Annotated in this window: 13 protein-coding genes and 1 pseudogene; 10 read left to right on the top strand and 4 right to left on the bottom strand. The window is 70.1% G+C overall.

The features are described 5' to 3' along the window. Window positions 1-1,669 (top strand): annotated as a pseudogene (locus tag HG543_RS19350) (hypothetical protein); the annotation flags it as partial. A gap of 34 nt (window positions 1,670-1,703) precedes the next feature. Here HG543_RS19350 and HG543_RS19345 read toward each other — a convergent pair. Further along, window positions 1,704-2,249 (bottom strand): DUF4123 domain-containing protein, encoded by a 546-nt coding sequence (locus tag HG543_RS19345; protein WP_169346281.1) that lies wholly within the window; start codon window positions 2,247-2,249, stop codon window positions 1,704-1,706. Beyond that, window positions 2,246-2,647, bottom strand: coding sequence for a hypothetical protein (locus HG543_RS19340; protein WP_211194030.1), 402 nt, complete (start codon window positions 2,645-2,647; stop codon window positions 2,246-2,248). Before HG543_RS19340 ends, HG543_RS19345 begins: the two co-directional genes overlap by 4 nt. 398 nt (window positions 2,648-3,045) lie before the next feature. Here HG543_RS19340 and HG543_RS19335 point away from each other — a divergent pair, with 398 nt between their 5' ends. The 3 genes from HG543_RS19335 (at window position 3,046) to HG543_RS19325 (ending at window position 4,381) form a co-directional block, all read left to right on the top strand. Next, a complete protein-coding gene (locus HG543_RS19335; protein WP_169346279.1) occupies window positions 3,046-3,528 on the top strand; it encodes a flagellar hook-length control protein in 483 nt (160 codons plus the stop codon). A gap of 166 nt (window positions 3,529-3,694) precedes the next feature. Then, the gene (locus tag HG543_RS19330; protein WP_169346278.1) at window positions 3,695-3,895 is read left to right on the top strand and encodes a YtxH domain-containing protein; all 201 of its coding nucleotides are present in this window, start codon (window positions 3,695-3,697) and stop codon (window positions 3,893-3,895) included. Window positions 3,896-4,006: 111 nt separating this feature from the next. Further along, complete coding sequence (locus HG543_RS19325; RefSeq protein ID WP_169346277.1) at window positions 4,007-4,381, top strand: hypothetical protein; 375 nt, start codon at window positions 4,007-4,009, stop codon at window positions 4,379-4,381. A gap of 90 nt (window positions 4,382-4,471) precedes the next feature. Here HG543_RS19325 and HG543_RS19320 read toward each other — a convergent pair whose 3' ends face one another. Continuing rightward, window positions 4,472-5,311, bottom strand: coding sequence for an SIR2 family NAD-dependent protein deacylase (locus HG543_RS19320; protein WP_169346276.1), 840 nt, complete (start codon window positions 5,309-5,311; stop codon window positions 4,472-4,474). Between the two features lie 137 nt (window positions 5,312-5,448). Between HG543_RS19320 and HG543_RS19315 the strand changes: the two genes are divergently transcribed. The 4 genes from HG543_RS19315 (at window position 5,449) to HG543_RS19305 (ending at window position 8,221) form a co-directional block, all read left to right on the top strand. Further along, window positions 5,449-6,075: a UCP032817 domain-containing protein gene (locus HG543_RS19315; protein ID WP_169346275.1), complete on the top strand. Its 627-nt coding sequence runs from the start codon at window positions 5,449-5,451 to the stop codon at window positions 6,073-6,075. Between the two features lie 27 nt (window positions 6,076-6,102). Then, window positions 6,103-6,231 (top strand): hypothetical protein, encoded by a 129-nt coding sequence (locus HG543_RS56365; RefSeq protein ID WP_281404428.1) that lies wholly within the window; start codon window positions 6,103-6,105, stop codon window positions 6,229-6,231. A gap of 176 nt (window positions 6,232-6,407) precedes the next feature. After that, window positions 6,408-7,352 carry an ATP-binding cassette domain-containing protein gene (locus tag HG543_RS19310; RefSeq protein ID WP_211194029.1) on the top strand — a complete coding sequence of 315 codons (945 nt, stop codon included), beginning with the start codon at window positions 6,408-6,410 and terminating at the stop codon, window positions 7,350-7,352. Between the two features lie 2 nt (window positions 7,353-7,354). Continuing rightward, window positions 7,355-8,221 (top strand): ABC transporter permease, encoded by an 867-nt coding sequence (locus HG543_RS19305; protein WP_169346273.1) that lies wholly within the window; start codon window positions 7,355-7,357, stop codon window positions 8,219-8,221. Between the two features lie 22 nt (window positions 8,222-8,243). Here the strand turns inward: HG543_RS19305 and dnaG are convergent, their stop codons facing one another. Beyond that, window positions 8,244-10,016 carry a DNA primase gene (dnaG, locus tag HG543_RS19300; protein WP_169346272.1) on the bottom strand — a complete coding sequence of 591 codons (1,773 nt, stop codon included), beginning with the start codon at window positions 10,014-10,016 and terminating at the stop codon, window positions 8,244-8,246. Window positions 10,017-10,209: 193 nt separating this feature from the next. On the opposite strand from dnaG, the gene HG543_RS19295 reads away from it, so the two are divergent. Both HG543_RS19295 and HG543_RS19290 read left to right on the top strand, forming a co-directional pair. Then, window positions 10,210-11,928: a B12-binding domain-containing radical SAM protein gene (locus HG543_RS19295; protein ID WP_169346271.1), complete on the top strand. Its 1,719-nt coding sequence runs from the start codon at window positions 10,210-10,212 to the stop codon at window positions 11,926-11,928. 9 nt (window positions 11,929-11,937) lie between these two features. Beyond that, window positions 11,938-12,870 (top strand): pyridoxal-phosphate dependent enzyme, encoded by a 933-nt coding sequence (locus HG543_RS19290; protein ID WP_169346270.1) that lies wholly within the window; start codon window positions 11,938-11,940, stop codon window positions 12,868-12,870. The last annotated feature ends 28 nt before the right edge of the window (window positions 12,871-12,898 follow it).

The following is a 12,898-nucleotide window of genomic DNA, read 5'->3' as shown; positions in this document are numbered from 1 at the left end:
GTCGGGAGCGGCCCCTCGCGTCGACCCGAGGCTGCTCGCCGAGGGAATCGAGGCCTCGCGGCGCGCGGCCGGCGCCCAGGCCTCGCGCCTGTCCCCCACCGCCGCCCCCCGGCAGGTGCCCAACGAGCCCGTGCACCAGGACGGGCTGCGCGGCCTCGTCGAACGGTACTGGGACAACCCCCTCCAGCTGGAGCGCGTCCTCATCGGACAGGTGCAGCCCGGCCCGCTGTCGCCCACGGAGCAGGCCCAGCTGGGCAGGCTGCTGGTGGAGAAGCACCTGTCCGCGGACCGCGGGCGGACGCTCTCGCGTATTGGCGATGAGCAGCGCAACTACCCGAACCTCGCCCGCGCGCTCGGACGCTCCTTCCAGGCCGGCGCCCTGACGGACGGACACCTCGGCTATCTGCTCGGCCCGCAGGGACTGGGGACGTCCTCGCGCCGGGGGTTCGAATACACCGGCATCGCCACCCTCGTGGCGGCCAGCGGCTCGCCGGCCCTCCAGTCCACGACGGCCACGCGCAGCTGGGAGCTCGGCGCGAAGCAGACCGAACGCCACGCCGCCGTGGACTTCCACACGGCGGCGATGCGCGCCACCGGCGGTTCGACGGAGGCCACCCAGGTGCTGCTCCAGCAGGCCGGCCCGGCACTGATTGCGGCGGTGGACGCCGTGGCGGACCTGTCCCGCCGCGCCCCGGTGCACCCGTACACCAACCGCTTCTCCACGGCCCTGGGCACCCTGCTCACCGGGCTGTCCCACCTGCCCTCCTCGCAGGCCACGAATCCCGTGGGCGCGCGCATCGTGGGCCATCTGTCCGAGCAACACCTGACCGCGCCCGCGCTGCGCAAGGGCTTCTTCGACTACCTGCGCAGCGCGCGCACCAGCCGGAGCTGGCGTGGCCTGGGCCCCGCGTCCGGCAACGCCTTCACCCAGCAGGAGCTGCTCACGCGATTCAAGGACCCGGCCATCCGCAACCACATCGTCACCGAGCAGTACTACCGGATGTCCCAGGCCCTGGAGGAGCTGCTGCCGGGCCAGGCCAGCTGGGCCACCTTCGCGGTGTGGGCGTCACGGCAGGCGGGCTCGGCCATCCGGGGTGAGCCGCTCGCCGGGGCCTCCGGCACGAATGCGAACGGGGTCCGCGCCATCAGCCACGGCAACACGCTGGGGGCCTCGGAGATTGCCCCCCTCTTCGGCGCCTTCGCCCAGACGCTGCGGAGCAATCCCGACGCGAGCTTCCAGGAGGTGTGGCGCGCGGCGGGTGCGCCCAACAAGCCGCTGCTCCGCGAGGCCTTCCAGAACTACTTCGAGGCATACCAGCTGCGGCGCTCGGGCGGCGGCGCGGACGCCATCGCCGAGAGGGTGCTGGTGGCCAATACCCTGGTGGCCCAGCACGAGCAGACCGCGCTGCAGGCGGACATCGACAGCGCCATGCGCGTGCAGGGCGTCTCCATGTGGAGCCTGGAGCTGGACATCCCGGGGCGCGTGCTGGACCTGAACGAGGACCTCACCGGCCAGTTCCCACCGGAGCTGCGCTACCTGAGGAACCCGCGCGCGCGGCAGCTCGAGCAGCAGTTCGGCGGTTGGGGGGACAGCCGCATGGAGTCCCTCTTCAACCTGTTCCGGCTGAACCAGCGGGACGCCGCGCTCCACGGTGACTGGGTGGTGTGAAGCGCCCGCGTCCCGAAGTCCTCCGCGGCACCTCCTAGCCCGCGAGCCGCAGCGTCTCGCACGCCAGCCCCGCGCCCTCCCGCGAGAAGGCGAGCAGCGCGTCGACGGCCTCGGACTCGGCGTGGAAGCGGTGGATGCCCTCGAAGAAGAGGTCCAGCTCCGCCGCGTTGCACGTGGGCAGCCAGACGCGCAGCACCCGCGGGTCGTAGTAGCGGAAGACCAGCGTCTTGCCCCGCTCGTCGCGCACCTTGAGGAACTTGCGGAAGTGCCGCCGCAGCGGCTCCAGCCCCTGGGTGGACGTGAAGAAGATGCCCCAGCTGCGGCCCCAGGCCTCGTCCAGCAGGCTGACGGCGAGCGGATGCATGGCGTCCAGCCTGACGAGGTAGGGCGCCACCTCGAGGAGCGGCAGCGGGAGCTTCCCCGCGTAGAGGCAGGCCTGCGGGAAGCGCGAGTCCAGCACCCGCCGGTGGATGCGTGGATCCCTCGCGCCGTCGAAGATGCCGTACAGGTGCAGCCCTGGCCTGTGCGCCGCCTCGGCCTGGAGCAGGCGCGGCAGCTCCGTCCGACGAGGCGGGCTCATGCCGCCTCCCGCTGCGTCCGGCGCCGCTCGCATTCCTCGCAGAAGGGCACGCCCTGCTCGGCCGCGCGCTTGAGCGTCTCGGCCTGACGGATTGCGTCCGGGAAGACCTCCTCTTCGACGGGCTCGGGGCGCGGCGTCCAGGACTCCGGCCGCAGGGGCTCGGGGACCTCCGGCCAGAACCAGGCGCCGACGGGCTCGTCCACCTCGCGGGCCACCAGCTCTCCCAGCTCGAAGCCGCGGACCAGCCGCTCGCGGATGCGCTCGTCATGCCGGCTCCGCTCCAGAGACGAGACGCCCCGGGGCACGTGGCCGCCAAGCGCTTCGTACATCTCCAGCAGGGTGCTCCGGGCGTACGTCAGCCAGTGGTTCAGGTGCCAGCAGAGGAGAGCGGATGGCACTCGCGATTCCATGTCATCCGCCATGGCATCAGCGCCAAGCACCACCTCGTATTGCTGGGGACGCCCCCGGAGTCTCCAGGGGCCGGGACGGCCAGATGGGGAGAATGACACGCGAGGTCCTCGTTCGCCTCATGGTGCAGCAGGCGTGCCGCCCGTTCCAGAGGAGGCTCGCCGCGGGGCTCGGGGCTGTCGGGACGCCATGCGTCCGGGACGTGCGTCCCACCGGGACGCCACCTGCGTTCCGCCAGGACGCGCGCGGGCGGGCGTGTCGCCGCCCTCCCCCGACCGCCAGCCCGGGTGATACCAACGCGTTAAACTTGTCTATCTTGATTTGCTGGTTGAGATATGGAATCAAGCGGGTGCCTGGAAGCAGGCGAACCCAAACCAAGAGGAAGGTCATGAACCAGCGATTCCACCCGCGAATGGTCCTGTTGCTCTCTGTGCTGGCGTTGGCGCCCACGGCTCTCGCATCTGGAGGCTTCGGCATGACGTGGGGCAAGTGGTCCCACAGTGCCGGCGTGGACCGCGTGGGGTGTCTCAACTGCGACCCGTACAGGGGCGAGACGTCTTGCTCGAATGTCCTGCCCGTTCTGTGCATCAACCAGGACGGTTCGCCGGTGCCGCCGGGAATCACCCCTGACTTCTACAATGGTTGGGCCCGGGGCAATATCGCCACCACCCTGCCGGTGTCTGGCACGTCCCTGACGAGCCTGGCGGTGGCCAACCAGCTGTGCGCCAGCGCGTTCGGCGCCGGCTGGCGCATGGCGGAGTTCCATGACGGCAATGGTGGCTGGAACTGGTACGCCTACGGCAACGTGCGCAGCGACATGCGGTTCTGGGTGCACATCAACGACAACGCCGGCAACTGCTGGAACCCGTAGTCGCCCCCCTGTCCGGGCACGACAGCTCCCTGGGGTTCATCGGCCCGGACGAGGCACACGGTCGGCTCGCTGCGAGACACTTGGCGCCCCGGGACCCGTGACTATCTTCCCGCGCACTTTTCCGGCTCCGGGGCCTGTGCCCCGGGGCCATGCACGGGAGGAACACATGCGGAAGTCGCTGCTGGCCGTGGTCCTGGGCGCGCTGGTGCTGGGCGTGGGCTGTCACCGCAACACCCGCGAGAGCGCGAAGAACGACGCCGAGAATGCCGCGGAGAAGACCGAGAACGCCGCCGAGAATGCCGGCGACAAGATTGAAGACGCCGCCGAGGAGGCCGGCGACAAGGTCGAGGACGCCACCGACAAGTAGGCTCTCACGGCTCAAGAGCCGAGAAGTCTCACAGCCTGCAACAGGGTTGCCCCTGTATTGACGTTACGTCCAGCGTTGCGGGATCCTCCGGACTTCACCCGGAGGAACACAATGCTTCGTGACATGCTCAAGAGTCTGGGGTTCGTGGCGGTGCTGGCGCTGGTGGCCTGTGGCGGTTCCGTGGAGGAGTCCACGGAGGCCCCCCTGTCCAACCAGGAGCAGGAACTGCCCATGTGCAAGGTGGACGTCCCCAAGCCCTGTCCGGATGGGTACTACTGCGACGGCAGGACGTGCCGTCCGGAGCTCCAGGCGGCCCCCGTCGATGAGCAGGTTTCCGACGGCACCGTCACGCAGCTGGCCATCTGCCCGATGAAGTGGACGTGCAACTTCTCCCGGTTCTACAACACCCAGGCGGCGTGCGAGACGGCGTGCGGCAGGGCGTGTTGGGAGGACTACGCGTGTAACGGCACCTGCGTCTGCCCCTGAGCCACCCGGACGTGCATTCGGGCTCCGGCCCGGCTCCAGGATGTCCTTCCGAGCCGGAGTCCCCTCGGCCGCGTGCAGCGCCTCCGCGGCTCAGGCCCGCCGCAGCTCCTCGTCAATCGCCCGCAGTGCCTCCAGGGCCTTGAAGGGAAGGCGGATGTCATCCTCCCTGGGAACATCGGCCTCGCGGACGTTGATGCGGATGAGCGTCGCGTCGTGGGCCTGCGCCTTGACCTCGCAGAAGCCGCGCACGGAGGGAATGGCCTTGCCGGCGCCGCACTCGATGATGGCCAGCCTGCGGGGCCGCACCTCCTCGAGCCACCGGTCGAGCCGCTGCCGCTGGTCTCTCGAGCGCGCGTACTCCCATCCCGGATCCAGGAACATGAGGATGTTGGGCCGCACGAGCGCGCCACAGGTGGCACAGCGCGGCAGCGGCTGCCGGGCGCGGAAGGTCTCCAGGTCCACGTCCACGGTGTAGGGCGCGGCGGGCTGGACGCCCTTGCAGGTGCCGCCCAGGCACTGGACGAAGTGCAGGGAGCCATGCACCTCGACGATGCGCTCCTCGGCGAAGCCGGCCTTCTGGAAGTGGCCATCCACGTTGGAGGTGAAGACGAAGGCCCCATGGCGCATGCGGGAGGCCCAGTCGCGCAGCAGCGAGAACCCCGGGTGGGGCTCCGTGGCCCGGTACAGCCCGAGCCGGTGGCCGTAGAAACCCCACGCGAGCTCGGGGTCACTCTCGAACCACTGGGGATTCGCCATCGACCCCAGGTCCAGACCGAGCTTCTCGTAGGCGGGATACGCCTTCCAGAAGCCCTCCGTTCCCCGAAAGTCGGGCAACCCCGAGTCCACGCCCATCCCCGCGCCCGCTCCGATGAGCAGCGCGTCGGCGGAGCGGATGACCTCGGCGGCACGGCGGAAATCGGGATGAGACATGACGAACCTGCCTCCCTGCCCTGCGAGAGGGCGGCGTGAGCGCTTGGAAAAGCGTAGTGAAACCCACGCCCTGATTGAAGCGAGTCACAATTGAGCCCCGCTCCATCTACTCCGATGACCGCAATCAGGGAGTATTGATGGAACTGCAAATGGATGTCTCCGTGGCGCGAGTGTCGCCGCGCCCCGTCCACAAGACGGGCATCGCCGCCGGACCTCAGCCTCGGCTGTGCAGCCTGGAGCAGGCGCTGGCGTACCGGAACGACCAGATTCTCTACAAGTTCCAGGAGCGCTGGAGCGTCAGCTTCGAGGAGGCCTCGGAGCTGTTCGAGGAGACGAAGAAGTGGATGTGGCTGCAGGTCGCGGCGCGGCTGCGGCCCGGGTCCCCTCCCCTCGCGATGACCGTCGCGCTGGCGATGGTCGACGAGATGCTCCACACCTTCATCCTCTTCACGCGCGAGTACATCCAGTACTGCGATGACAACTACGGCGTGTATCTGCATCACACGCCGATGACGAAGAAGCAGAAGGACGCGCAGCTGGAGCGCTTCCACGAAGACCCCGAGGCGATGCTCGCCGCCGAGGCGTGCTTCCTCTCGGACATGTACTCCTTCACCTACGAGCTGCTCGGCGAGGAGACGGTGGTGAAGTGGTACTCGCAGTACCCGGCGAAGTACTCGGGCGCGCGAATGGCGGCGTTGTCGAAGTCGAATGGCCGCCGGTTCACGCAGGTCGAGGCCGTCGAGGAGAGCAGCACCTGTCCGTAGTCCCCCACCCCCAAGGAGAAGCCCCACATGAACGCGACCGGGAAGGCAGTCGAGCCGAAGAACACCCTCATCGAGAAGCTCGTGAAGCAGAACGTGGCCACCGTGGCGAAGCTGAGCGGCGACGGCATCGCGTGCTTCTGTTGCATCGGCTGCTGAAGCGGACAGGCCCCCGCCCTGATGCCGTTCCGGGCACGGGGGCGGGGGCCGTTCTTCTACCGGTGCCCCCGTCGCACGGGAGGTGGTACGCGATGAACCTTGCAGCACTGTCGCGACGAGCGGCTGCCTTCCCGCGCCCGAGATGGCGCGGGCCGGCCGTGGCGACGCGGGGCCTCATGAAGCGCTTCGGTCCCATCGAGGCGGTGCGTGGCATCGACCTCGAGGTGGCGCCCGGAGAGACCTTTGGCTTCCTCGGGCCGAACGGCGCGGGGAAGTCGACGACCCTGCAGATGCTCTGCACGCTCACCGCTCCGGGTGGCGGCACGGCGCGGGTCGCCGGCTACGACGTCGTGAAGGAGCGCGACGACGTGCGGCGCCACATCGGCCTGGTCTTCCAGGAGCCGACGCTCGATGGCTATCTCTCCGCCGAACAGAACCTGCGCTTCCACGCCGAGCTCTACGGCCTCCCACGCGCGGTGAGCGCCGAGCGCATCCGCCACCTGCTGGAATGGGTGGGACTCTGGGAGCGGCGCGGGAGCCTCGTCAGCACCTTCTCCGGAGGCATGAAGCGGCGGCTCGAAATCGCGCGCGGGCTCCTCCACTCGCCGCGGGTGCTCTTCCTCGACGAGCCGACCGTCGGGCTCGACCCGCAGACTCGCGGCTCCATCTGGGCGTACGTGCACGCCCTCAAGCAGCGCGAGGAAATCACCGTCTTCATGACGACCCACTACATGGAGGAGGCGGAGTACTGCGACCGCATCGCCATCGTGGACGCGGGCCGCATCGTGGCGCTGGGCTCGCCCGCGGAGCTCAAGGCGAAGGTGGGCAGCGACCGCGTGCGGCTGCGCACCGTGGATGACGGAGCGGCCATCGCGGCCCTGAAGGCCCGCTTCGGAATCGACGCGGCGGTCCGCGACGGCGCGGTGACGTTCGGTGTCGCCGAGGGTGAGCGGTTCATCCCGCGCCTCTTCGCGGAGCTGGGCGTCTCCATCCACTCGGTGAGCGTGGCGCGGCCCACGCTCGATGACGTCTTCATGGCCCACACCGGCACTTCCATCCGCGACGCCGAGTCCCAGCGTCCGGAGCGGAGCCACGGCGGGCGCTTCGGACGAGCGAGGTAGCCATGTCTGTGATTGACCTCCCGGTGTCCCAGGACCTGCCGGAGACCGTGCCGGTGCGGGTTCCGGAGCGGAGCTTCCGCAGTGACCTGCGCGCCGTGAAGATTGTCTGGCAGCGGGAGCTCCTGCGGTTCTTCCGCGACAAGCCTCGCATCATCACCGCGCTGCTCCAGCCGATGCTCTACCTGTTCGTCCTGGGAACGGGGATGTCCTCCCTCTTCGGCGGCGCCCGGGGGAACCTGAAGGTCTTCCTCTTCCCCGGCGTGATGACCATGGCCATTCTCTTCACGAGCTTCTTCTCCGCCGGCTCGCTGGTGTGGGACCGGGAGTTCGGGTTCATGCGCGAGATGCTGGTCGCCCCCGTGCGCCGGGGCGCCATCCTCCTCGGGAAGTGCCTCGGTGGAGCGACCGCGGGCGCGCTCCAGGGGCTCATCGTCCTGGGCGTCGGTGGGCTCGCGGGCATCCGGTATTCGGTGTCCCTCGTGCTCACGCTGGTGGGGGAGCTGCTCGTCGTGGCCTTCGCCATCACCGCGCTCGGCCTGCTGGTCGCGGTGCGCATCCGCCGCATCCAGTCGTTCATGGCGCTCGGGCAGATGCTGCTCATGCCCCTGTTCTTCCTCTCGGGCGCGCTCTTCCCGGTGTCCGGACTGCCGGAATGGCTGGCCATCCTCACCCGCATCGACCCGCTCGCCTATGCCGTGGATCCGCTGCGGCGGGCGGTGCTGGCCAATGTGGATGGCGGCCTCGCCGCCGTGGCCCCCGGCATCACCTGGTTCGGATGGACCGTGCCCGTCCTGCTGGAGCTCGCCATCGTCGTGTGCGTCGCGGTGGCGGCGCTGGTGACCGCTTCGGCGATGTTCAGGCGCGACTGACCTCGAACGGGCTCCCGCCGCCCTACTCCGTGCGCTCCAGCGCCTGGAGCACCCGGTGCCGCAATGCAAGCAACTCCGTGCGCTGGGACAGCTGCGCCAGCACCGCGCCGCTCGGCTGTGGCTGCTGGGCAAGCTCGGCGATTCTCGCGAGCGCCGCGTCCACCCGGCGCAGGGTCAGCTCGCCGCACGCGGCGCGGAACGCCCGTTCGAGCGCCTCCTCGTCCGAGGGCAGCGTCCGCGCCGCGCCCGCGAGGGCTCGTGCCACCACACCGGAGGCCGCGACACCGCCGGAGCTCACGATCGAACCCAGCGCCACCTTCAACCCGGCCTCCGAGAGATGCTCCAGGGCTCCGAAGAGGTCCTGAGCCCTCAACGAGGGATTGCGCAGCACGCACGCCACGGCACGCGCCTCCAGGGCATCCACGCCACGCTCGGGCGGTTCGACGGTCTCAGGGTCGGCATGGCTCTCGACCGACGCGGTGGCCAGTGGCGTCGAGCGCCCCTGGGTCGCGGACTCCGTGAGCGCCGCCTCCAGCTCCACGGAGGACAGGCCCATGTGCGTGGACAGCGCCTCGAAGAAGGCCGAGCGGGTCAGCCCCACGGGAAGCTGCGCCACGACGCCGCGCAGCCGTCCCAGCGCGAGCATCTTCGCCTCGAAGCTTGCCTCGCGCCCCTCGGGCAGCACCGAGGCGAAGAGGTGCAGCGTCAGCGGCCGGGCCTCCGAGAGCAGCCGCCGCACGCCCTCACCTCCCTCCCGCCGCGCGAAGGTGTCCGGGTCCTCGCCCCTCGGCAGCAGCGCCACGTGTGAAGCCACGCCGGCCGCGAGCAGCGGCCCCGCCTGTCGCTCCACCGCGGCCAGTCCCGCCGCGTCCCCGTCCAGCAGCAGCACCAGCTCACGGGCCTCCGCCCGCGCGAGCACCCGCAGGTGCCCCGGCGTGAGCTGCGTGGAGCAGAGCGCCACCGTGTTCCGCACGCCCACCTGGTGCAGCAGGACGCAGTCGAAGTAGCCCTCCACCACCACCGCGCGGCCCGCCCGGCGAACCTCCTCGCGCGCGAGGTCCATCCCGAAGAGCGTGTCGGCCTTGCGAAAAAGAGGGCTCTCCGGCGAGTTGAGATACTTGGGCCCCTCGCCTCCCCCCACGAGCCGCCCACCGAATCCCACGGGGCGGCCATCCGGCCCTCGCAGGGGCACCATGACGCGACCACGGAAGAAGTCGTAGCAGCCCGACCCACTCTTGCGCAGCCGCAGCAGCCCCGCCGCGAGCCCGGCCTCCCGCAACCCCAGCCGTTCGAGCCGCGCCGCGAGCCGGCCCCACTCCTCGGGCGCCCAGCCCAGACCGAATGCACGCGCCGTCGCCTCCAGCACGCCCCGCTCCTCCAGGTATGCGCGCGCCGCCGCGCCTTCCTCGCCCCAGAGCCGTGCCTGGAAGTGCTCCTGCGCCGCAGCCGTCACGTCCCGCAGGCGCTGCGCCTCGTCGAGCCCGGGCGTGTCCAGCTGCGACACCGAAAGCCCCACCTCCCGCGCCAGCTCCCTCACGGCCTCCACGAAGGAGTCACCGCGCATGCGCTGGAGGAAGCCGATGGCATCTCCTCGCGCGCGGCACCCGTGGCAGAAGAAGAAGCCCTTCTCCGGGACGACGTAGAAGGACGGCGTGCGCTCCTCGTGGAAGGGGCACAGGCCGCGAAACTCCCGCCCGCTCGGCTTGAGCGTCACGTGGCGGGAGACGAGCCCCACCAGGTCCACCCGGCGGCGCAGCTCTTCGAGCGTCTGGGGAGGAATCTGCCGCGGCGCCATGGGTCCTTCCGGGCGGGGGACTCTACTGGCTCGCGTGCCTGCCTGGGGACCTGTGTCGGGCCGGGTCCACCGGGGGTACGAGCTGCCCACGAGCCGCCTGAATGCCCGCGTGGTCCATCCCCCACCATTTCCCACCAGTGCCACCCGAATCGTCTACCCTGCGGCCTTTCTGAAAGACCGGGGTGCTCCTGTCATGGGTGGTGGTCGTGTCCTCTCGCCAGTCCTCCTCGTCGGCGCCGGAACGGGCGAAGCCACGTGCGGCATCCTCTACCTGGCGAGCTACCTGCGACGGGGCGGCATCGAGGCCTTCGTCCGCCTCTGGGATGGAGACGAGACCGACGATGAGGTGACGCGCTCCTTCGAGCGCCTCGTCGCCCGCGTGCGCCCGAAGCTGGTCGGCATCAGCCTCAAGTGGTTCCACCACGTGGACCGCGCGCTGCTCATCGCGCGGACCCTGCGGAAGATCGACCCCGAGATCCGCATCGTCATCGGTGGCAACTCCGCCTCGTACTGGTGGCGGGAGCTGAACGCCTACGACTGCATCGACCACATCGTGCTCGGTGACGGCGAGGTGCCGCTGCTGGCCATCTGCCAGGGCAATCCCTCCCCGCCCAACTGCGTGACGAGAGACCCCGACGGAAAGCCCCGGCGGCTGCCGCTGGCCTACGTGCAGGGCGCCACCAACAGCGAGGACGTCTACTACTCGCACTTCGACGAGCTCTTCCTGAGCCAGATGGACCTGAACTCCTTCTCGGGCTGGGTCGCGCCCGGCAAGGGGTGCGGCGAGAACTGCCTCTACTGCGGCGGAGCCCGCGGCAACCAGAAGGCGGCCTTCGGGCGCGCGAAGCCCTTCCTCCGCGCCGAGGAGAGCGTGCGCAAGGACCACCAGGAGATCGCCAGCAAGACCTGGCAGATGCGCTACGACTTCGCGGGAAGCACGGCGGAGTTCCTGGGCAGCACCTGGGCGGGCGTGGACCTCTCGCGCCACCTCTGCACGTACTTCCTGTGGGGCGTGCCGAAGATGGAGCTCGTCGATGCGCTCGCGGAGACGTTCCAGCGCATCTACATGGTGGTCGATATCGGCTGCTTCTCCGAGCAGCAGCGCCTGGAGCAGATGCGGCGCGGGCTGCTCAAGCCGTGCGCGAAGGACCGCGAGCTGCTCGACCTCATCGAGGCCTGCCGCCGCCACCGGAACCTGGACATCGAAATCTCCGGCATCGGGGGCCTGCCCTTCGCGAGCAAGGCCACGCTCGCGGAGGAGCTGCGGCTCGTGGAGCGCATCATCGGGCTCGACTGCGTGGTGGGTTATCAGCGGCTCGAAGCCCAGCCGGGCGCCCTGGTCACCGAGCACCCCGCGCGCTTCGACATGGTGAGCGAGGCGCGGACGTTCACCGAGTTCGTCGACTACTTCGAGCGGCGCGAGCCGGGCGACGTGTCGGTGCCGATGATTCGCTTCAAGGACGCGGAGCTGGAAGCGGCGGTGCAGCGCACCTCCGACCGCGTGGATGCCCTGGTGTGGAAGCACCGGGACGCACGGCGGGCCCTCACCATCGACGGGCGCACCCGGCTGAAGAACACCGCGCCCTGGACGCAGCGCTTCACCCTGGGCGACTGGCTGGGGAGCCATCGCGCTCCGGCGAAGATGGCGAAGGAGCCGGTGACCGTCGTTCGCTCGGTGGACGGCCTCACCCTGAGCTGCGCCCCTTCCGTCAGCCCCCGCCGGTACTCGGACCCGGCGCTCGTCCAGGGCGAGGACGGTGCCATCCTCCTCGCGGCCCTGGACACCTTCGAGCGCCCCACCACGGTCGCCAACGCGGTGACGCAGCTGGGGAAGAAGGCGCGACTCGACCCGGACTCCGCGCGTGAGGTCATCGACCATCTGGTGGACGGACGCTTCCTCCAGCCGGCGTGAGCTAGAGCCATGACGACCCTCCACATCCAGACGCCCCTCATCTCCCACGCGCCGCTGTCGGCCGCGCAGGGCCGCGACGTGCTCCTGAAGATGGAGAGCCTGCAGCCGTCGGGCTCGTTCAAGCTGCGTGGCATCGGACTGATGTGCCAGCGCGCCGTCGCGGGCGGCGCCACCCACATCGTCTGTCCCTCCGGCGGCAATGCCGGGTTCGCCGCGGCCGTGGCCGGTGTCGCGCTGGGCGTGCGGACCACCATCGTGGTGCCGGAGACGACGGCGCCGTCGGTGCGCGCGCGCATCGCCGCCATCGGCGCCACCCTCGTCGTCCACGGCGGCGTCTGGGACGAGGCCAATCTCGAAGCGCTGCGCCTCTGCTCGGAGCCCGGCGCCATCTACGTGCCGCCCTTCGACCACGCGGACCTCTGGGACGGTAACGCCACGCTCATCGACGAAGCCGTGGCCCAGGCGGACGCGCCGTTCGACGCGGTCATCTGCTCGGTCGGTGGCGGAGGCCTGCTGTGCGGCGTGCTGGAGGGCCTGCACCGCAACGGGCTGAAGCACGTGCCGGTGGTCGCCGTGGAGACCGAGGGCGCCGCCTCCTTCACCGAGTCCGTCCGCGCCGGCCGTCTCGTCACGCTGCCCGCCATCACCTCGATTGCCACCACGCTCGGCGCCAAGACTGTCGCCCAGGCCGCGCTCGACTGGAGCGCGAAGCACGAGATTGCCTGCGTCACCGTCACCGACGCGCAGGCCGTCGCCGCGTGCCTCGCGTTGGCCGACGACATGCGCACGCTGGTGGAGCCCGCATGCGGCGCGGCGCTGGCCGTCGTCTACGAGAACCTCCCCACGGTCCGCCGCTTCAAGCGCCCGCTGGTGGTCGTCTGCGGCGGCATCGGCGTGGACCTCGCCAAGCTGGCCGGGTGGAAGAGCCGGTTCGGGCTGTAACCGACAAGGACTCCCATCCGCCGGAATA

The organism is Pyxidicoccus fallax (assembly GCF_012933655.1).
GTDB lineage: Bacteria > Myxococcota > Myxococcia > Myxococcales > Myxococcaceae > Myxococcus > Myxococcus fallax.
The sequence above is the reverse complement of the archived record's forward strand: the minus strand, read 5'-3'. Positions and strand labels throughout refer to the sequence as shown.

Excerpts from the sequence above, each read along its gene's own strand:
- HG543_RS19320 (WP_169346276.1), bottom strand. The coding sequence starts at position 5,311 with ATGTCTCATCCCGATTTCCGCCGTGCCGCCGAGGTCATCCGCTCCGCC.
- HG543_RS19325 (WP_169346277.1), top strand. The coding sequence starts at position 4,007 with ATGCTTCGTGACATGCTCAAGAGTCTGGGGTTCGTGGCGGTGCTGGCG.
- HG543_RS19290 (WP_169346270.1), top strand. The coding sequence starts at position 11,938 with ATGACGACCCTCCACATCCAGACGCCCCTCATCTCCCACGCGCCGCTG.
- HG543_RS19330 (WP_169346278.1), top strand. The coding sequence starts at position 3,695 with ATGCGGAAGTCGCTGCTGGCCGTGGTCCTGGGCGCGCTGGTGCTGGGC.
- HG543_RS19295 (WP_169346271.1), top strand. The coding sequence starts at position 10,210 with ATGGGTGGTGGTCGTGTCCTCTCGCCAGTCCTCCTCGTCGGCGCCGGA.
- HG543_RS19310 (WP_211194029.1), top strand. The coding sequence starts at position 6,408 with ATGAAGCGCTTCGGTCCCATCGAGGCGGTGCGTGGCATCGACCTCGAG.
- HG543_RS19305 (WP_169346273.1), top strand. The coding sequence starts at position 7,355 with ATGTCTGTGATTGACCTCCCGGTGTCCCAGGACCTGCCGGAGACCGTG.
- HG543_RS19315 (WP_169346275.1), top strand. The coding sequence starts at position 5,449 with ATGGAACTGCAAATGGATGTCTCCGTGGCGCGAGTGTCGCCGCGCCCC.
- HG543_RS56365 (WP_281404428.1), top strand. The coding sequence starts at position 6,103 with ATGAACGCGACCGGGAAGGCAGTCGAGCCGAAGAACACCCTCATCGAG.
- HG543_RS19335 (WP_169346279.1), top strand. The coding sequence starts at position 3,046 with ATGAACCAGCGATTCCACCCGCGAATGGTCCTGTTGCTCTCTGTGCTG.
- HG543_RS19345 (WP_169346281.1), bottom strand. The coding sequence starts at position 2,249 with ATGAGCCCGCCTCGTCGGACGGAGCTGCCGCGCCTGCTCCAGGCCGAG.
- dnaG (WP_169346272.1), bottom strand. The coding sequence starts at position 10,016 with ATGGCGCCGCGGCAGATTCCTCCCCAGACGCTCGAAGAGCTGCGCCGC.